This window comes from Bacillus sp. AP8, assembly GCF_000321185.1.
Lineage (GTDB): Bacteria > Bacillota > Bacilli > Bacillales > DSM-1321 > Bacillus_AD > Bacillus_AD massilioanorexius.
In genome coordinates this window covers 1-16,739 of the sequence record NZ_CAPG01000097.1, presented here as the reverse complement: position 1 = coordinate 16,739, position 16,739 = coordinate 1, and the positions used below count along the sequence as shown (strand labels likewise).

Sequence of the window (16,739 nt, the reverse complement as noted above, 5' to 3'; positions counted from 1 at the left end):
ATTCCTTCCTGTTCCGTTGCTAAATAACATTTAAATTTATTTGAAACACTAGTATAATTGACCTTGGTAATAAATACCGAGGTCAATTTTTAATTTTAGGGGAAAATTAAATGTTATCTACTACTGATTTACTTACAATTAGCACTATGCCAAATGAAAAAAATCTATCTCTACAAACAATTCAAGCCTTTTATAAAGAACATCTATGTGACCGTTTATTTATTTTTCATTTAGAAAATGAAATTATACATACTATAAAATTACGGTTTGAAGAAGCAAACCTTTGTCACTTACTTGGCATCCAATATGTGGTTCAAAATTTAAGAAATAAATACGAATATTCAGGTCAAAAAGGTTACGATAAGATTGAAAATGGTACGGTTACTTTTGATTTTTTAAAAAAGACACATAACAAGTGGTATAAATCCAAAAGGAAGCGAATGTTATACTTTCCATTTACACACCAAATCATTAGTGCTCCTACTATAATTGAATATCAGCCTCATAATGAAAAAACTAACTTGAAATTAGATTTAATTATCTATAGTCACTTAGATAATACCTACTTACATTTAGGTTTAGATAAAGATAAAGATTCAGATTATTACTATCCGAAAAGTTTTTTTGACCGAAAAAAAGACGACATCATTTCAAGTAGTACATCAATTCCTGTTAATAGTGTAAACATCATTATTGATCAAAAGGAATCCGTGTTATAGGATTCCTTTTTAGCAACATAATATGTGTATTGTTTTAACGTTCCGTTACTTGTGGGTTAGTTCTTGCGAATGAATCCCACATTTCATTCCACGAACGTCTAACCACTTCTTTTATGTCAGTTGCCGTATCGTCGGTCCCATTAACATTAATATGAAATACTTGTGATATTGTAGTTCCTGATGTTCCTTGAACAATTGGACCACTCACCTGACTAGAATTAGAAGCTTGCATATCAAGAGTTGGTGTTCCATCTGCATTAGATTTTAAAATCCCTGCATCTCTTAGAGCTGTAGATTGTTTAGCAGTTAATACAGATTCATCCTTGTGTAGTCTTGCTGCATAATTATCATAAGGTACACTAGCTAAACCTGTAGCATGACCAGGTAACGCTAAACCTGCTGCCTTGCCAATTGTGCTTCCTATTGTTGATACCCATTTTGGCATCTTAAAGCTTGTTATTGCATTTTTAAACTTACTGAATTTATCAGCTAAATTACCGAAAAAGTTAACGACTGGTTGAATTTTAGAAACACCCCAATCGTAGATCCCTCCGAACACTTCTTTTGTTTTGGCCCATAATTCACCAGCTTTTATTTTGACTGTATCCCAGTTCTTATAGAGAAGAATACCAGCTGTAACAACAAGACCAATCAACGTCGCAACCCATCCAAAAGGATTTGCTCTTATCGCTGCATTCAATCCATGAGTAGCAATTGTTTGAATACCTGTAACAACTGCAGATGTTTTCATAAAGCCGTTATATGCTTGGATAGCTGTATTTACTGCCATGACCCCTTTAAACGCCGCAAAACCACCTACAACAGCTGTTAATGATGTTGTTACAAGTCCTGCATTATCTTTAACCCATCCTAAACCTGTTTTCAACCCATTAAATGCTGGTGTAACAACAGTTGATACTTTTTCACCGAAAGAACTCATTCCAGTTGTTAACTTCTCTGTATCAACGTTCCCAACCCATGTAGCCATATTTTTTAATCCTGCAGTAACTTTATCGAGGAAAGGTCCAGCAAGTCCTGCTTTTAAATTGGTCCATGATTGTCTCAAGTTCCCTAACTGATTCTCGTACGATTCGGATTCTCTAGATGCCTGTCCAGTAGCTCCTGCTGCTTTTTGCATCGATTCAGCAAATTGCAATCGAGCCATTTGTTTATCAGCTTCACCGAGTTTTTTCCAATCTAAATTCAAGTTTTGAGCAGCCCACGAAGCTAATTGTGTTTCATTAGCGAATAACCCTATTGATTCTCCGCCTTCATAATTTCCTTTGATGAAACTATTTAAAGAACTATTAGCATCTTCATACGACTTGTCATAAAAAGCAGCAGCATCTGCTGCTAAATTAACTGCTGATTCAGCTTGCTCCATAGCATCTTTAGTACTTAAACCTAGACCTTTAAACATAGAGGTTGTTTGAGTGAATGCTGGCTTTATTCGTTCACTTACCATCCCGAATGAGTCACCTAAACCATCTACCATACTTTCTGCATTATCTTGCAACCCACCGAATACCTGCCCAAATTGTGCTGTGGTTGCTTGTGCTGTAGCAGCGCTTTCAACAGCACTAATACCGAAATCCTTAATTTTATCTACCGCAAACACTCCAGCAATCATTCCACCAAGACCAGCAGCAACTCTTCCGAAACTGCCGAATCCATGTTCAGCATCTTTAACGGCTGAAGCTAAATCTCTTGCTTCTCGACCAGCTTCGTCCATAATCCGGTCAATTCGATTAAGTTGTCTACTGGCATGATCATTAAAGGTAATACCAACTTTCATTTCTCTTAGCATAAATTCACTCCTTTATTTGAAAAATTCCACCTCACAAAGACAATACGGCTATAAATACAATAGAAAGTGCTGTTTTATAAGGATTTTTTCGTTTTCGCAACACAATAATCATATTGTTAATTATTCATCATCCCATAAATCAAGATTCATATTTACATCCCATGCCATCATAAGGTGAATCAGTCCACCTTCATCCGGATATCCTTCATCTAACTTCTTCTTTAGATGCTCATAATGTTTGTTAGGTTTACCAACCTCTACATCATCCCATATAGCGTTAAACTCCCTGGCATTAACCTCTAAATATGAACCATCTTCCATATAAAAAACATGTGATTCTCCTTGCTTTAATCTCTCATGACTTTCTAACTTTTTAACCCTTTTCAACAGAGAATTATAAGATGTCATCAATAATCACCACTGTTTTAGGCCCAATAAGATGTTTATACTCCTCAATAGCCTTTCTATTATCTGTAAAGAATACAGGAAGATAAGAACTATTAATCTTCGTTTTTTCAAGGTTCTTTAACCGAGAGAGTACTCTACCACGCAACTTCTTCCGCCTCCTCACTTTGTTCAAGCTTTTCAAGACGGTGCATTATATCTTCCATCTCTTGAGCTTTCAGACCAGATTCTAAAATCGTTTTACTAGCGTGAACCCTTGCCATTGCAGGAGCTTTTTTATTTTGGGCAATTTCAATCAACGTATCTGCAGCAATAGTCATCCCCTGTCTTAAACGAGCTGTAGCTTGTGTTACAGCTTGATTCTTAGCTTCTTGATACTTATGTTTAAATGATTCTTTCTGCTGCCATCTCCATAAAGTTGCCTCTGATATACCAGTTTTTTTCGCTGCTTGTACCAGTGTTGGTTCTGTTAATAAAGCCAAGATTGCTAAATCTTCTTTTCTGCTCACTTTCTCGCCATGTCCTTTCATCTGTAATCATTTCCTTTCAAAGAAGGCCCTGGCATTACACCAGGGCAGACATAATATTTATTTTCCTTGGTACTGAAACTTGAATGCTTTTGCATTCAAGATATAATTCGAATAATTGTTCATCAGAAAAGTTAGTGGTATCTATAAACCGATCTAAAAAACGACGAATATCCAATCAGCAAAACCCCTCGTATTTACAAATTTTGTTTCGCAATATCATCAATAGTTGTGAAATTATACTTATCAAAACCTGTCTCTTCTATAGTGGTATGGTATTTGCCATCACTAAAAAAGAAATCCAAAAGATGAGACATTTGATCCAACTCTTTGAATTCCTTGGGATCATCATTTAATTCTGCATGAAGCTGTTTGTATTCAATTCCTTTATCAGATTTGACGCGCTTTTTAATTTCCAAATCGAATAAATTATTAAAATCAGCATCGTCTTGATATTGTTCATAAATCTCTTTAAGCTCATTAGGATTATCAACTGAATCCATTTCTGCACGAAAGATTTGCATCTTATTCATACGCTCTAATTGAACAAGAATCTTATCTTCAGTTGTAATAATAGGACCTTTAATATCCGCATAAGGATCTTTAAATACCTTAGTTTTTAACTCTGCTTTAATTGCTTCAATTTCTCCCTTTGCTGCCGTTCTACGTTCTGCAATTATTTCATTTACCTCAGCTTTCCAATCGTTGAGATACGAATCAATATAATCTGAACTGTAATTCCCTTTTTCCATACCAAATCTACGTAAAACTGCAATTTTTTTATCTAAATCGGTAGTAATACCTTTAAAATGTTGTAAAATACGTTCCTTCATGAATTAATCCTCCTTACACGTGATACGGATGAAATTCCGTACCATTGTAATAGATTTCTTCGTTAGTAATCGTTGGATCTAACTCCTGCATTTTTTGAAGAATTAAATCCAATTCACAACCACGTCCGTTATATTTCCCTCTAGTATTTCTTAAATGATTTCTTCTGTTCACTAAATGTTGTTTTAATGATGCCCATTCTGTATTCATATTTCATTTCCCCTTATTTTTTAATTAAATTTTCGTATTGCGTATCATACGGAGACAAAAGCAGTCTTTTGATTGAACCGCCTACACTTATCCCTCTTAATTGATAACCTTTACCTATAAGCTGTTGAGAGGTATAAATTACTTCTTTGTACGACATACCGCTAGAATTAATAGCATCTTGTATATCGACACCTCCACCTTTCTCACATATAAGGTCTAACAAAACTTGCTCATTTCCCTTCAGAATCCCCACTCCTTTCGCAACACATCTCACATTAAGTTGCTTTTTTTGTTAATCTGTAATCCTTTGTGAAAAGGTCAAAAAACAGAGAATCCTCATACATCCGAGAAATGCCTCGTTCTCCTACGATTTCATGTAGATTAGTATCGTTATAGTTAGTAGTCCAAACATTCGGTAACCTTAAACGATTATCAATCAGCTCGCACCATTTGTTCTGACTCCAACTAGAGTCATTATTTGAACGATGTGTTTCGATTCCTAAATCATCAATGATCATTACATCTATTTCTTCTCTTAAATATTTAAATAAGCTTTCCTCGGCTCCATGATGTCCGAAAGTATCTTTAATTCTTTTAAACAACTCAACAGCTGTTAAAAATCCCACTTTCAAACCCTTTTCCTCTAAAGTTCTAGCAATAGCACAAGATAAATGAGTTTTCCCTGTACCTGTACTCCCCATAATTAAGAGGTTTATTTTTTCTCCAGCTAGTACTCTTTTCGTATAATCTCTTGCTGTCATTAAAGCTTTACGTGTGATATTGTCATAAGGTATATAGTTTTTAAAACCCGCCTCTGAGTGGGGAAGCTGCATATAGTGCGACCTATGTGCGGCTTTTTTTATCTGATTAACTTCTAAAGTAATGTCATGTGAAAATATTTGATCACGACATTTGTTACAGTGCTGCGCAATAACTTCTTCTTGAAATTCTTTTTGCCCTTTTAAACGATAAAACCAAGCAAACATTGTCTTTCCACCACATTTACTACAAGTACAATTTTCAATTTTTACCTCTTCAGTTATATCTATTAAATCTGGTCTAACTTTAAAAAAATAATCTATTGCACGATCCATACCTAATAAACTTACAAAATCGTTCAATATGGCAATCCCTCCAATTCTTTCTGTAATTGTCTATCTAATTCGGCTACCTCTTCAGAAGTCATGTTGTTAATAAGAGCCATTCGTTTTTTACCTTCTTCGCTAGGTGAAAACTTTGTATTTCTCCCTCTAAAAGGAGTTACCTTCTTCTCTTTATCTGCCTTTATTCGTGCCACAATGCTGTCAAATTGCTTTCTTAATTTATCAGTAGATAAAATATTACTCTTCCAAAAAGAATCGTTCTGAGACCATTCTATGGCGTATTTAATCTGTTCTTCTGTTCTGTTGTCTCTTTCCATCATCAATCTAACTGTATTTGCCCATTTTTGAAGATTAGGTTTCTTAAAGTTCTCGTTGTTTTTTAAAATCCTTTGAAGTAATAGATCGGCTAATTGATAATGAACAGAAGACTCGTCATAAACTTGTTTAGGACTATATTCTTTTTTATTAGCATTCTTTGCATTATTAGCATTATTGTTATTGTTTGTAGTTCGTTCACACTTCGTTTGCAGTTCGTTCTCAGTAACGTTCACACTTTCTTTATTAACATTCGATAAACCTTGATGTACCAAGTGTTCAAGGACTGTGAAAAGTGTTCCTACTTCCGTTTGCTGTATCGTGATTTTTTGCATTTTAACTAACTTATCAATACTCTTCTTAATTGTTTGCAAAGAGTATTCTTTTAAGCCTCTACCTTCCTTATAAGCTAAATCTCGAGCTATATTTCTATAAGATCTAATCCACTCACCTTTCTTTAATTGAATCCCACTTACAGAAACGTAATCTTGATGAGTAGCTTTTAAAAGTAAATAAGTGTATAACCTAAATGTTGTAGCATCATGCCATAAATCAGTATCTAGAATATCTCGACTATACTGCACCCATCCTTGTTTTTGCATATAACCACCTTCTCAACTATCAGCCAGCCTTTATACACCATCCCAACAATCTCCCTCGTAGCAACCCTCGCCAAGATTACAATATTCAGCTAAACCCTTGGCAAGGTCATAAGCCTGTTGACAAGAATCAAAACCAACAATCTTATCTAATAGCTGATCATCTTTATCCATTACCTCAACAACAATTTCACAAAATCCATTTTTCTTTTCCTCTAAAGTTACGAAAAAGTACTGAACACCTTCTGGAATAACACAAACGGAAAAACCTATTTGTTCTCTTAAAGCAACTGCAAATTTAGTTTCTGCCTCATTAGATGTATGAATAATCATTCGATTTCCCCCTTATCAAGCATGTTTTAATTGATACTGACGTTTACTAAGATCAGTAATAGCATTTTCAATTTTTTCTTTCTGACTAACCGTTAAATTAGAACGTAATAAACGATAAAAACTCGATTCACTAATACCTAAATATGCAGCTACCTCATGTCTATAAAGTCTTTGTTTCTTCATAGCTTGTTTTAAAGACTCATTCATCTAATTCACCTCCTTGACAGAAGATTAATGTTCTATCATTCATTCCAAAAAAAAGGAACAAACGTTTCATATATTTTCCAGTGTTAGAATATCATAACTAATTTCGCATCACAACTCAAAATACTATATATTGATATCTCGTTAAAATTCATGTACCACATATAGTATGTAAATTAACTATTGTTATATGAAAATTTCATATAACGTTAGTTAAATTACCTATCATAATGGTAAATATTACATTTTGATGACAACGGACAACAATACCATGATTATGTAGCCAAAACAAAAAAATCCCCCATCATTTCGATGAGAGATTTAACTTCATAAAGAAACACTATTAAACTTTTTTTAATTTAGAAATCGATAACTTAATTTCATTTTTATCTGAATCATAATTATCACCCTTGATATAATCAACAATATTAATAATATAAGTAGCGTCAGCATAAGAAAAAGTAGCACGTTCATCATCATCAGAACGAATATGTTGTAAACTTTCTCCAGCAACATCTACACCAAAAAAAATAGTACTTTCATCAATAATATCATTAATTTTTATTGATACTTGACCACCCAATATTGCAAATGAATCTCCCGATTTAAACCATTTATCAGAATCATAAACCACTAAGCTATCATATTCAGATAAAACCTTTGTACGTTCCAGAACCTTCTTGTTCTCAGTAATAACCTTAGATTGAGCAACAATTTCAGCTTGTAAAGGATTAATACGAATTTGTTCCAGTACTACCCCAGTAATAGTAGCAGTCGCAATAATAATAGTACATAAGATAGACAGTGGATGCTGATCCACAAATTCTCGTAAGTTCATGCCTATACCCCTTAAAAAAGCCTGTCCATTTATATAAATTGTACAGACAGACTTTACACTTTTTATTGAACCATGATTTAACTATATCTACAGATACTTCTAATTGATCTGCAATCTGTTTATTTTTATATCCTGTTTCTAGTACTAACATCCACAACGATCATTACCATATACATTAACAATTTTCTTTCCACAAGCTGGGCAAATACCTGGCTTGTCATGATATCCATATGAAAAAGCAGTTCCAGGCAATAATCGGTCTTCTGATACTTTGAGTTGTGCAATTGTTATATTTTTAGGTCTATAAAGAACATCATTACAATAAAAATCAAACCCTTTTCCTTTATAAAGAAAAGCTTTTATCACTTCAACATCTTCTTGAGAAAAGATCCTTCTACCATTCTCGTCCTTAGTAGTAGCATCATAGCCATAAACTTCTTTAAGTTCTTTACACTTAGCTCGTAATCTAGTTAACTTCATACCACCAAAACATGCCGAAAGTTCTTTCAAAGTAATATATTGTGTCATGATCCCCCACCATACCTAACTCGTAGAATTATCGTAAGAACATAAAAAACACTCTCGCAAAACTAGAAACCAATAAAATAACTACCGTAGAGATAGCCTATAAGCGTACACACTGTGGGACACCCCAGAAATACAAAACAGGCTACGCACTACCAAAACAAACTAACAGGCTACGCCCTTAATATAAGCGTACACACTGTGGGACACTTTATATTTGTTTCTTTAATCTTTGTACAGCCGATTTAGATAAGCCTGTTATTTCTGCTAACTTTCTAATTGACAGGTTGGGGTCAGCATCTAATGCTTCCTTAATAATAAATTTCTTTTCATTTGTTTCCTTTTGTTTATCTTTTAGATACTCTTCTCGTGGCTTCACACCTTGTTCACGACGCATTTTTCTATTAGCAATAGTTTTTCTACGACCTTTTTCTTTAGTATCAATAATCGTATTTAAATGCACCATTTCATCAGAAGTTATATCCAGCCATTTAATAATCGTAGTATTTTTTAAATTATAACCCGCACCAGGATAGCCCTTACTAATGGCCAATTCATTAGCCTCTTTATTACTACGTGCTTCATATGCCTTCTCTGCGCTCTTTGTAGCCCTTTCAACCTCTTTAGATGTTAATGGTTTAGTAAACTGAGAATTAAGTAATTTCGTTTGATTTAAAGCTTCTACAAGGTCTTTAGAATAACAACACAACCAATATCTATAAAGAAAACAAATTATTTCTCTATGGCCAGTAACTTCATACTTTCTGATTTCCACCAATTTAACGAGATCCATCAAACGAGCATAATGCAATCTATACGTATTAAACAGCTGTACAGCTTTCTTTTTGCGCCCTTTTCTCTTAACTTTAGGTGGATTAATAACTTCATCAAGCTCTGGTAAATAGTCACGTTGAATTTGTCTTAATTCATACTTGTAATTATGACGATATTCAGCTCTTACTTCGGTACCATTTTTTGAATTTACACTACCAGCAATACGAAAAATACGTGCAGCATCTGCAGCTTTTGGATCTCCACCAAGGTCTGCAAGTGTAGATAATAAATGCTCCTGCACTGCTTGCCAAAGAGGTAAAGCTTTATAAGGTACTGGTTCCAATAGCCAAATTAATACCATTCCTTGTCCACTAAAAATGATAATGTTAGGTTCAGGGATACTTTCTTTAAAGTATTCATGCTCTAATTTTCCCAAAACCCAAGAAGTATCATAATTAAACAAATAAAAATCTAAGTCAATGTACAAAGAACGTAGCTGACGAATAGTTTCAATACTACGATAAGGTTTATAAAAAGTATTTTGAGAGAAATACACATCTTCCCCTAGCCATGAACTTAACTGGGTAGCTAATTCATTTGCTTGGTAATGATATTGCTGAAATTTACCGCTATTTGTTTTCTTAGCAACAGTTATATATCCATCAGAATCATTATGCTGAAACCATGCGTGATATCTAGCTTGCTCAATAGCAGTAGAAATTCCCATAGTTTTTTCCTCCTTTCCTATGGAAAGGAACTGCATACCTATGGTATAGTAATACCAACAAAATAATAAAAAAGGGTATACGAATCCCTTGTCCAAAGAAACTCCGAAGGCGGCCAAACCATGCGGAGTTTTTTATTTGTCTATAATTCTATCAAAATTTAATAGTCTTTGCTATAAGATGTCGTAATAAAGAGAAAACACGACTGATTTGCCGTGTTCATTTGAAACATGATAAAGTTAATTAAAGAATAATCGTTAAGAGTGATCAGTTGCCGCTGGTTGCTCTTTTTTCTTTTTTCTTTTTTCGATACTAAAAATAATCTCCAATATCGTTACCCCTTCAAATCGTTATTTAATTTATCTAAATACTTTGCTCCAAGAGTAAATCCTAAAACAAAATACGCATCTGCGAATTGACCTTGGATAGTAGCATTAGAATCTTCATAATCAATTAAAAGATCCTTACCACCTGTATGAATTGTAACCATTTCAAGAAGCTTATTAAATATATCAACTGACTTTTGATACTCCTCTTTTAGTTCTGGAGTTAAAACGTGATAAGAAGGAATTATTTGGTTATCTTCAAGATCATTCATAACTTTCTTTGCAATTTCTCCCAGCATACTATCATCAGTAAGAGCATTTTCAATAATTTTTTTTTCAATATTTAATGCTTTCATTACTATTTCCTCCTTATTATTTAATTGTTGTTGTTTTTTCTAGCTTCCAGTTTTGCTAATAAACCATCGATTCTTGCTAATTGTTTTTTTGCGTACTCCGGTGTTATCTCGATTCCTCTTTCTTTTAGCATTTGATCAACTGAAAATAAATTGTTATACATAAAAACTCCTCCTTTAAATTAACAATTGTGTAGTTATGTTGTTAAAATTTAGTATTTTATTTGTAACTTCATAATAAAACGAATATTTCGTTTTGTCAACCAATATATATGAATTATATTTAAATATTCGTTTTTAAATGATATAATCATTTTAAAATGTCGAAGGGTGATAGAATATGAAAGAAATACAGTTATCTGAAGTAAGTATTAAGTCAGCTGTACGTTTAATGATGGAGGAAACTGAGTACGATCAATTTCAAAAGATCGCTGAAGCGATTGATATAAAAAAGACAACTTTTCAATCTGCCCTCGATAATGATGCAATGAGAATTAGAGATTTAAAAAAAGTTGCTGATTTACTGGGTTATACAATTAAATTAGAAAAAAAATAGGCCCCCCCATAATTGGGTCGGCCTTTTATTTTTTATTAAATACAACATTCTTTACATACTTTACCTATCTTAGTGTTAACACCTTTATTTGTATTACCTACTGGGACACCACAAGATATACAATTATCTGTTATCTTTCTGTCGTGATATTTATGTAACTCCGTAAGTGCATTGTCGATACACTTAATAGCTTTTTTATCATCTGGTACTGTTTCCTCGAATATATGCTTCCAGTTTCTCAAACTATTCATTACATGATCCATATATCATTTCTCCTTCTTATAATTGATCAATAAGATTCGCATAATATGATTGTGGTTTTTCTAAATAAATCTTCGTCACTTCAATACTAGTATGCCCCATATATTTTGCTATGTCTTGTATGGGAACACCTTTAGAAGCTAATCTTAATCCAAATAAATGACGTAAATTATGAACATGAGCCTTCGTAGATTCGATATTAATCCTTTCAGCATACTTCTTCATTTCTTTATGTGCAGTGTGCCGTGTGATTGGTCCTCTAGTTCCAACAAATAATAAATTAGTATTACTTGAAAAAGGCTGTTTACGAACAGCTAAATATTCTTTTAAGGATTCTATAAGTTTTTCACTTATATATATGGTTCGATATTTACCGCCTTTTCCTTTTATATCTTCTATTGTTTTTTTACCATCTTTAACGTGATCTACACGCAATTGCAACATTTCACTAACACGCATTCCTGAATAATACATTGCTTCAAACATGGCTTTAGTTCGAACATCTCCAGCTGCAGCAATAGCATCTATCAATTGAGTATAATCACTTTCAGTTAATAATTCATCATCATTTAAAGCATACTGTTTTTGTACTTTATCCTGGCGAATCCGAACAGTGATTCCGGTCTCAAATCGATCGTTAATATAATCAATAAATTGCTTAATACTTACAAGTTTGCGATTTATTGAAGATGTTTGTAATTTCTTATCTCTTAAACACTCTTTGTAGGCCGTAATATCAGTCCTATTTAATTGAGAAATAGGTTTATCAATGAAGGATAAAAAATGATTCACGTCCAATTTATAACCATATACAGTTAGCTTACTTTTCTCTTCTTCGAACAGATAATCACAGAAAGCTTCTAAATAATCATTATTTTTCATTTATCTCACTCCATTCCCTAAAATCCGAACACCAAAACGTTTATTTCGTTTTATAACTAATTTTATATTATAAGATTAATAATTCGTTGTCAACATATTTCGAAACTTAATTAATGTTATGTTGCCAAATTTATAAAATGCTTGTTTATCAAGGTTTAAAGTAACTACTTACGAGAAATAAACTAATCTAGTTTACATAATATTTCAAATTGGAGGAGAGATAATGAAAGTTACAGTTCACAAAGGACCATTATTCGAGAAAGTAAAAAAGGAGGTATACAAAGAAATAGGTATGATAATACGCAAAAAAATAAGAGAAGAATCTCTGTCATCAAGTCCAAACTTAGACTACAATAGAGACAAAGAGGTGAGGAACGATGCAAGGAACGGAGAAACCACTTTCACCAAAAGAAGTTAGTATTAACTTAGGTATTGGAGATAGCACACTTCGTAAATGGTGCTTAGCATTAGAAGCTCATGAATATTTCTTTCCTAGAACAGACAATAATCGTAGAGTGTTCTACGAAAGGGATGTAGTGATCCTCAGACACCTAAGACAGTTAATACAGGTTCAAAATTTCACATTAGAGAACGCATCTTTAATTGTTGTATCAAAGTTTAAAGAGGATACGTCCTTAGTGACGAACACCGAGAACAGTGTTCCTCAATTACGTGATTCAAATGAGATTATCGAAAAATTAATGAGCCACATCGAACAGCAAGAAACTTTTAATAAACAGCTTCTAGAAAAGTTAGAAGAACAACAAAAATACATAGAAGAACGTTTAAATAAGCGTGACGAACTACTTATGGAATCTCTAAAACAATCACAAGAAACAAAAAGGCTCCTCCTAGAAGCACAGGAAGAGCAGAAAAAGAAACGTAAAGGTTTATTTAGTTTTTTTAGTAAAGATTGAGCCGGGTCCAGTTTTGTACCCGGCTTTTTTCACTCCTCAATTTTGAGGAATCATTTCAACCGCCAAAGTTGGCGGACCAGATTCGTGCTTACCTCTACATACTCCAGAAATCATCGTAATCCACTTTATGGCCTAACTTTCTCAATGTATTTATCACTTTTTTAGCTGTATTCATATTAGGTTCAAAATCTTCAGGTTGGCACAATCGACTAATTGTACTTTTGCTTACTCCACTTTCTCTGGATAGATCCTGTTGAGAAATTGAATTGTTATCCAGGAACTTACCGAATTTTGATCTCTTTTTACCAAGAAAAAACCAATCCATTATTTCTACCCTCCGTCTATCGGCTCAATTTTGAGCGCATACCTTTTAAATCAAGCTTGGACACAAATCCTAATATTTAAACATCCGAAAAATAGGAAACGTGGACAATCAGTGCTACATAAGATTAACCATGATAGAAAACATTGCAGCTACAAGTAATTGAAAAAGGTAATTACCAAATTATCTACTAAAGTATTGCTACCATTGTTTTTGGCTTAAACAGACTGATTTAAAAGGAAATAAAAAAGTGTTTAGAGAGCAAAGCGAACGGAGGGAAGGTGGGAGCGCGAGGGAGGAAACCAAAAAATTATAAAAATAAAGAACGATAATTACGACACTAAAGAAGACTTATGTTGCCAAATTTAAAAGAACAGCTAAAGAACGGATAACTTGCACATTTAAATAATTAAAGTAATGAAACTTTATATGAAACTCTGTATGAAACTAAGTTTCACGTAGAGTTTCACTAATAGTTTCATGTAGAGTTTCAATAAAAGTTTAATAATCACCAGTAATATCAAGGGTTGCTTTACTTCGTTAAAGTTGGCTAAATATCCAATTTTTAAGGGCGTGACTTTATTGGTGCCATGTGCGCCCTTCCTGGAGGTGTAAAACCATGCTCTTTAAAACAAAAATACAGACTATAAAATTTCAAGATTTTATGAAGAAAGAACGCATAAATAACGCTTCTAATTCTACAAAACGGCAGAGTATAAATTATTCATTCATCCCACTTCATCCAGCTATGTTTATTGATTCTACTTTCATCATGATTGCTGGAGGAGTCGTTCTTGTAGCGTTGTTAGAAAGAACACTTGCTAATTATGGTCATGTTGCCTTTGCTGAAGCAATTTACACATTTTTAAAGATAGCTTTTCCGATTGTCGGCTTAGCTGCTATGTATGTGCTTATATCTCAACTTTCATTTTTTTAAGAGTGGACAAAAATGTCCAACTGATAGCTGAACGAAATTTTCCGTTGAGCTAAAAGCTAATCCTCAATTTGAGGAGTACCTTTAAATATAACAACGAACGGAATTTTCCGTCGGTTAATCGCACAACGAATTTCGTAGAACGACATTACCCTATCGTCAGCACGATTTTGTGCCATCAAAACTGGAGGTAAAAAATGATTAAAGAATGGTACATCAAACAAAAAGCGAAGCAAGAACTACAAAAAGCCTTCAAATTAGGTGAAATGGGTGTCGCGTATTCCTATGGAAACACCACCGGTAAAATCTATCCTAAAATTCATGCTGTTACCTCTAACGAAGATGTAATTGAATATGTATTTACCATTCCTTCAGGGATGGATCCAAAAGACATGATCAAGAAAGAGTATGTATTTAAACAAGTCTTTGGAGAACGCATTGAGTTAAAAGGAAACGTAAAGAAATTTACTCTTACTGTATATATATCAAGCCTTCCAAGCGTTATCCGTTACGACATAGAACAGTACAAAGAACTAATAAAGAACATGAAATTACCCATCGTTTGTGGTCTAGATATGAAAGGAAAAAAGATTGCATATGACATGCTTAAATATCCTCATTTGCTCATAGCCGGTGAAACAGGTTCAGGGAAATCAACTCAAATACGATCTATCCTTACAACTCTAATTACAATAAATGCCCGCGTAGAATTTTACTTGGGCGATTTAAAGAGATCAGAATTTCATCTATTTAGAGGTGTTTCATCAGTAAAAGAAGTTAGCATCAATACTGTACAATTGTTGCCAATCCTAGATTATATCAACTCAGAACTGAAAAGACGTGGAGATCTTTTAGACAATCATGAAGTTGCACATATTGATGACCTATCTAACCCTCCACCTTACATTGTTTTATGTATCGACGAAGTGGCCTTACTGAAGAAAGAAAAGAACATAATGAGCATTGTAGAGGATATAAGTTCCATCGGTCGTGCATTAGGTATTTTTTTAATACTTTCTATGCAAAGGCCTGATTCTAAACTATTAGAAGGTGCCTTAAAAAACAATTTAACAGTAAGAATGGGATTTAAATGCGCTGATCTAATCAATGCACGTGTAATAGGTACCCCAGGAAGTGAAAAATTAAAAGGTGATGGGAAAATGTTACTTAAATTAGATGGATTAGACAATCTAAACGAAATTCAAGCCCCATTCTTACCCCTAGAAGAAGCGAAAAAAATTTTAGAATGTTATAAGTCTCCGATTACTAAACGTACGAAAAAAAAGCATTACAAAGCAAATAAAAAAGATAGTGAAATTATTGACGCTATATTCGAGGTGTTAGACTAATTTTGAGAACGCAATTTTACGTTTTCAAAAAAGAGGTGCGATTATGAAAAAACGAGACATGGATATTTTAAAGAATTTACAACGATTTAGATGCTTAACAAGAGATAATATTATTGATTTACATTTCTCCAATCTCAAGAATCCAATTACGTCATGTAATACTGTATTGAAACGAATGAGAAGAGATGGCCACATCGAAATAAATTCGAACCAACAACCTTACATTTACTTTCCCTCACCAGCTCCTATAAAAAAAGATTCAGCTAAAATCCCTCACTTTCTTGCTATTGCTCAATTTTATATCTCACTGCTGAAAGTTCAGCCACCAAAAGAATTTATTGTGGAACCGAAGTATGGCAAAAGTTATATGGAACCAGATGCCTTTATGATCTGGAAGAACGCTCCGTTCTTTCTTGAAATTCAAAGGTCCATTTACTCTAAAAAGGTTATGGACGCTAAGTTTGAACGGTATATGTCTTATTACATGAATGGGGAATGGAAAAACGAAGCGTGGCAGCCAAAAGAACGTAAAGTTTTTCCCAGAGTATTAATAATCACAGACACACGATATGAAATTCCAACATATCCAAATATCCATTTCTTCCAGGCGCAAAACATTTCACAGTTTGTAACTATTACTCAAAAAAGAGTAAGAGATCAAGAGAACAGCGATAAATTAAATATTAGAATAGGTAATACAGTTTATGGATGAATAAATAAATAAATAAATAAATAAATAAATAAATAGCAACACCTTTAAATCCATATGACGCAACAAACCGTTAGGTAATATATCGATAAACACTTGTAAAACCGACGAATTCTGTATATACTATACATGAAGATAGATCATTCTTATGTAGAAGAGCAGCTCTACATCCCGCATGGGGGCATTTAAGATACCATGATATATCCAGTTCAGGG

26 protein-coding genes are annotated in these 16,739 nt (G+C 33.5%); 7 read left to right on the top strand and 19 right to left on the bottom strand.

The annotated features are described in order from the left end of the window. Positions 1–110 precede the first annotated feature (110 nt). Positions 111–719, top strand: a complete 609-nt coding sequence (locus BN349_RS22535) for a PBECR4 domain-containing protein (protein ID WP_019244574.1) — start codon at positions 111–113, stop codon at positions 717–719. A gap of 34 nt (positions 720–753) precedes the next feature. On the opposite strand, the gene BN349_RS22530 is transcribed toward BN349_RS22535, so the two are convergent. From BN349_RS22530 to BN349_RS26025, 16 genes are all read right to left on the bottom strand, one after another. Continuing rightward, positions 754–2,526, bottom strand: a complete 1,773-nt coding sequence (locus tag BN349_RS22530; RefSeq protein WP_019244573.1) for a hypothetical protein — start codon at positions 2,524–2,526, stop codon at positions 754–756. A gap of 120 nt (positions 2,527–2,646) precedes the next feature. Continuing rightward, positions 2,647–2,934, bottom strand: coding sequence for a hypothetical protein (locus tag BN349_RS22525; protein ID WP_019244572.1), 288 nt, complete (start codon positions 2,932–2,934; stop codon positions 2,647–2,649). Next, positions 2,921–3,079 carry a hypothetical protein gene (locus tag BN349_RS26030; protein ID WP_019244571.1) on the bottom strand — a complete coding sequence of 53 codons (159 nt, stop codon included), beginning with the start codon at positions 3,077–3,079 and terminating at the stop codon, positions 2,921–2,923. The genes BN349_RS22525 and BN349_RS26030 overlap by 14 nt, the downstream gene beginning before the upstream one ends. Next, on the bottom strand, positions 3,069–3,461 hold the full coding sequence (locus BN349_RS22515; protein WP_019244570.1) for a hypothetical protein: 393 nt from the start codon (positions 3,459–3,461) through the stop codon (positions 3,069–3,071). The genes BN349_RS26030 and BN349_RS22515 overlap by 11 nt, the downstream gene beginning before the upstream one ends. A gap of 194 nt (positions 3,462–3,655) precedes the next feature. Next, positions 3,656–4,291 carry a hypothetical protein gene (locus tag BN349_RS22510; RefSeq protein WP_019244569.1) on the bottom strand — a complete coding sequence of 212 codons (636 nt, stop codon included), beginning with the start codon at positions 4,289–4,291 and terminating at the stop codon, positions 3,656–3,658. A 13-nt stretch (positions 4,292–4,304) separates the two neighbouring features. Then, complete coding sequence (locus BN349_RS22505; protein ID WP_019244568.1) at positions 4,305–4,499, bottom strand: hypothetical protein; 195 nt, start codon at positions 4,497–4,499, stop codon at positions 4,305–4,307. Positions 4,500–4,512: 13 nt separating this feature from the next. Beyond that, complete coding sequence (locus BN349_RS22500; RefSeq protein WP_157381038.1) at positions 4,513–4,752, bottom strand: hypothetical protein; 240 nt, start codon at positions 4,750–4,752, stop codon at positions 4,513–4,515. A gap of 22 nt (positions 4,753–4,774) precedes the next feature. Next, the gene (locus tag BN349_RS22495; protein ID WP_019244566.1) at positions 4,775–5,620 is read right to left on the bottom strand and encodes an ATP-binding protein; all 846 of its coding nucleotides are present in this window, start codon (positions 5,618–5,620) and stop codon (positions 4,775–4,777) included. Beyond that, positions 5,617–6,519, bottom strand: coding sequence for a hypothetical protein (locus BN349_RS24605; protein ID WP_019244565.1), 903 nt, complete (start codon positions 6,517–6,519; stop codon positions 5,617–5,619). The genes BN349_RS22495 and BN349_RS24605 overlap by 4 nt, the downstream gene beginning before the upstream one ends. Positions 6,520–6,549: 30 nt before the next feature. After that, on the bottom strand, positions 6,550–6,849 hold the full coding sequence (locus tag BN349_RS22485; protein ID WP_019244564.1) for a hypothetical protein: 300 nt from the start codon (positions 6,847–6,849) through the stop codon (positions 6,550–6,552). A 15-nt stretch (positions 6,850–6,864) separates the two neighbouring features. Next, complete coding sequence (locus tag BN349_RS22480; RefSeq protein ID WP_019244563.1) at positions 6,865–7,056, bottom strand: hypothetical protein; 192 nt, start codon at positions 7,054–7,056, stop codon at positions 6,865–6,867. 340 nt (positions 7,057–7,396) lie between these two features. Further along, positions 7,397–7,891, bottom strand: a complete 495-nt coding sequence (locus BN349_RS22475) for a hypothetical protein (RefSeq protein WP_019244562.1) — start codon at positions 7,889–7,891, stop codon at positions 7,397–7,399. A gap of 144 nt (positions 7,892–8,035) precedes the next feature. Next, positions 8,036–8,419, bottom strand: a complete 384-nt coding sequence (locus BN349_RS22470; protein ID WP_019244561.1) for a hypothetical protein — start codon at positions 8,417–8,419, stop codon at positions 8,036–8,038. 208 nt (positions 8,420–8,627) lie between these two features. Next, entirely contained in the window at positions 8,628–9,917 is a 1,290-nt protein-coding gene (locus tag BN349_RS22465) for an AsnC family protein (RefSeq protein WP_019244560.1), read from the bottom strand. Between the two features lie 332 nt (positions 9,918–10,249). Beyond that, complete coding sequence (locus BN349_RS22460; RefSeq protein ID WP_019244559.1) at positions 10,250–10,597, bottom strand: hypothetical protein; 348 nt, start codon at positions 10,595–10,597, stop codon at positions 10,250–10,252. Between the two features lie 20 nt (positions 10,598–10,617). Then, positions 10,618–10,758, bottom strand: coding sequence for a hypothetical protein (locus BN349_RS26025; RefSeq protein ID WP_019244558.1), 141 nt, complete (start codon positions 10,756–10,758; stop codon positions 10,618–10,620). A 176-nt stretch (positions 10,759–10,934) separates the two neighbouring features. On the opposite strand from BN349_RS26025, the gene BN349_RS22450 reads away from it, so the two are divergent. After that, positions 10,935–11,150 carry a hypothetical protein gene (locus BN349_RS22450; RefSeq protein WP_019244557.1) on the top strand — a complete coding sequence of 72 codons (216 nt, stop codon included), beginning with the start codon at positions 10,935–10,937 and terminating at the stop codon, positions 11,148–11,150. Between the two features lie 35 nt (positions 11,151–11,185). Here the strand turns inward: BN349_RS22450 and BN349_RS22445 are convergent, their stop codons facing one another. Next, on the bottom strand, positions 11,186–11,413 hold the full coding sequence (locus BN349_RS22445) for a hypothetical protein (protein ID WP_019244556.1): 228 nt from the start codon (positions 11,411–11,413) through the stop codon (positions 11,186–11,188). A 16-nt stretch (positions 11,414–11,429) separates the two neighbouring features. Next, complete coding sequence (locus BN349_RS22440) at positions 11,430–12,293, bottom strand: tyrosine-type recombinase/integrase (RefSeq protein WP_019244555.1); 864 nt, start codon at positions 12,291–12,293, stop codon at positions 11,430–11,432. Positions 12,294–12,516: 223 nt separating this feature from the next. On the opposite strand from BN349_RS22440, the gene BN349_RS26175 reads away from it, so the two are divergent. Beyond that, on the top strand, positions 12,517–12,711 hold the full coding sequence (locus tag BN349_RS26175; RefSeq protein WP_019244554.1) for a hypothetical protein: 195 nt from the start codon (positions 12,517–12,519) through the stop codon (positions 12,709–12,711). Next, positions 12,671–13,210 carry a DUF3967 domain-containing protein gene (locus tag BN349_RS22430; protein ID WP_019244553.1) on the top strand — a complete coding sequence of 180 codons (540 nt, stop codon included), beginning with the start codon at positions 12,671–12,673 and terminating at the stop codon, positions 13,208–13,210. The genes BN349_RS26175 and BN349_RS22430 overlap by 41 nt, the downstream gene beginning before the upstream one ends. 94 nt (positions 13,211–13,304) lie before the next feature. Here the strand turns inward: BN349_RS22430 and BN349_RS22425 are convergent, their stop codons facing one another. After that, complete coding sequence (locus tag BN349_RS22425; RefSeq protein ID WP_019244552.1) at positions 13,305–13,535, bottom strand: helix-turn-helix domain-containing protein; 231 nt, start codon at positions 13,533–13,535, stop codon at positions 13,305–13,307. Between the two features lie 616 nt (positions 13,536–14,151). Between BN349_RS22425 and BN349_RS22420 the strand changes: the two genes are divergently transcribed. The 3 genes from BN349_RS22420 to BN349_RS22410 all read left to right on the top strand — a co-directional run bounded on the left by BN349_RS22420 (position 14,152) and on the right by BN349_RS22410 (position 16,527). Further along, complete coding sequence (locus BN349_RS22420) at positions 14,152–14,469, top strand: hypothetical protein (protein ID WP_019244551.1); 318 nt, start codon at positions 14,152–14,154, stop codon at positions 14,467–14,469. 194 nt (positions 14,470–14,663) lie between these two features. After that, positions 14,664–15,815: an FtsK/SpoIIIE domain-containing protein gene (locus BN349_RS22415; protein ID WP_019244550.1), complete on the top strand. Its 1,152-nt coding sequence runs from the start codon at positions 14,664–14,666 to the stop codon at positions 15,813–15,815. 43 nt (positions 15,816–15,858) lie between these two features. Beyond that, complete coding sequence (locus BN349_RS22410) at positions 15,859–16,527, top strand: replication-relaxation family protein (protein WP_019244549.1); 669 nt, start codon at positions 15,859–15,861, stop codon at positions 16,525–16,527. The last annotated feature ends 212 nt before the right edge of the window (positions 16,528–16,739 follow it).

Excerpts from the sequence above, each read along its gene's own strand:
- BN349_RS22535 (WP_019244574.1), top strand. The coding sequence starts at position 111 with ATGTTATCTACTACTGATTTACTTACAATTAGCACTATGCCAAATGAA.
- BN349_RS22530 (WP_019244573.1), bottom strand. The coding sequence starts at position 2,526 with ATGCTAAGAGAAATGAAAGTTGGTATTACCTTTAATGATCATGCCAGT.
- BN349_RS22525 (WP_019244572.1), bottom strand. The coding sequence starts at position 2,934 with ATGACATCTTATAATTCTCTGTTGAAAAGGGTTAAAAAGTTAGAAAGT.
- BN349_RS22515 (WP_019244570.1), bottom strand. The coding sequence starts at position 3,461 with ATGAAAGGACATGGCGAGAAAGTGAGCAGAAAAGAAGATTTAGCAATC.
- BN349_RS22510 (WP_019244569.1), bottom strand. The coding sequence starts at position 4,291 with ATGAAGGAACGTATTTTACAACATTTTAAAGGTATTACTACCGATTTA.
- BN349_RS22505 (WP_019244568.1), bottom strand. The coding sequence starts at position 4,499 with ATGAATACAGAATGGGCATCATTAAAACAACATTTAGTGAACAGAAGA.
- BN349_RS24605 (WP_019244565.1), bottom strand. The coding sequence starts at position 6,519 with ATGCAAAAACAAGGATGGGTGCAGTATAGTCGAGATATTCTAGATACT.
- BN349_RS22485 (WP_019244564.1), bottom strand. The coding sequence starts at position 6,849 with ATGATTATTCATACATCTAATGAGGCAGAAACTAAATTTGCAGTTGCT.
- BN349_RS22480 (WP_019244563.1), bottom strand. The coding sequence starts at position 7,056 with ATGAATGAGTCTTTAAAACAAGCTATGAAGAAACAAAGACTTTATAGA.
- BN349_RS22475 (WP_019244562.1), bottom strand. The coding sequence starts at position 7,891 with ATGAACTTACGAGAATTTGTGGATCAGCATCCACTGTCTATCTTATGT.
- BN349_RS22470 (WP_019244561.1), bottom strand. The coding sequence starts at position 8,419 with ATGACACAATATATTACTTTGAAAGAACTTTCGGCATGTTTTGGTGGT.
- BN349_RS22465 (WP_019244560.1), bottom strand. The coding sequence starts at position 9,917 with ATGGGAATTTCTACTGCTATTGAGCAAGCTAGATATCACGCATGGTTT.
- BN349_RS22460 (WP_019244559.1), bottom strand. The coding sequence starts at position 10,597 with ATGAAAGCATTAAATATTGAAAAAAAAATTATTGAAAATGCTCTTACT.
- BN349_RS26025 (WP_019244558.1), bottom strand. The coding sequence starts at position 10,758 with ATGTATAACAATTTATTTTCAGTTGATCAAATGCTAAAAGAAAGAGGA.
- BN349_RS22450 (WP_019244557.1), top strand. The coding sequence starts at position 10,935 with ATGAAAGAAATACAGTTATCTGAAGTAAGTATTAAGTCAGCTGTACGT.
- BN349_RS22445 (WP_019244556.1), bottom strand. The coding sequence starts at position 11,413 with ATGGATCATGTAATGAATAGTTTGAGAAACTGGAAGCATATATTCGAG.
- BN349_RS22440 (WP_019244555.1), bottom strand. The coding sequence starts at position 12,293 with ATGAAAAATAATGATTATTTAGAAGCTTTCTGTGATTATCTGTTCGAA.
- BN349_RS26175 (WP_019244554.1), top strand. The coding sequence starts at position 12,517 with ATGAAAGTTACAGTTCACAAAGGACCATTATTCGAGAAAGTAAAAAAG.
- BN349_RS22430 (WP_019244553.1), top strand. The coding sequence starts at position 12,671 with ATGCAAGGAACGGAGAAACCACTTTCACCAAAAGAAGTTAGTATTAAC.
- BN349_RS22425 (WP_019244552.1), bottom strand. The coding sequence starts at position 13,535 with ATGGATTGGTTTTTTCTTGGTAAAAAGAGATCAAAATTCGGTAAGTTC.
- BN349_RS22420 (WP_019244551.1), top strand. The coding sequence starts at position 14,152 with ATGCTCTTTAAAACAAAAATACAGACTATAAAATTTCAAGATTTTATG.
- BN349_RS22415 (WP_019244550.1), top strand. The coding sequence starts at position 14,664 with ATGATTAAAGAATGGTACATCAAACAAAAAGCGAAGCAAGAACTACAA.
- BN349_RS22410 (WP_019244549.1), top strand. The coding sequence starts at position 15,859 with ATGAAAAAACGAGACATGGATATTTTAAAGAATTTACAACGATTTAGA.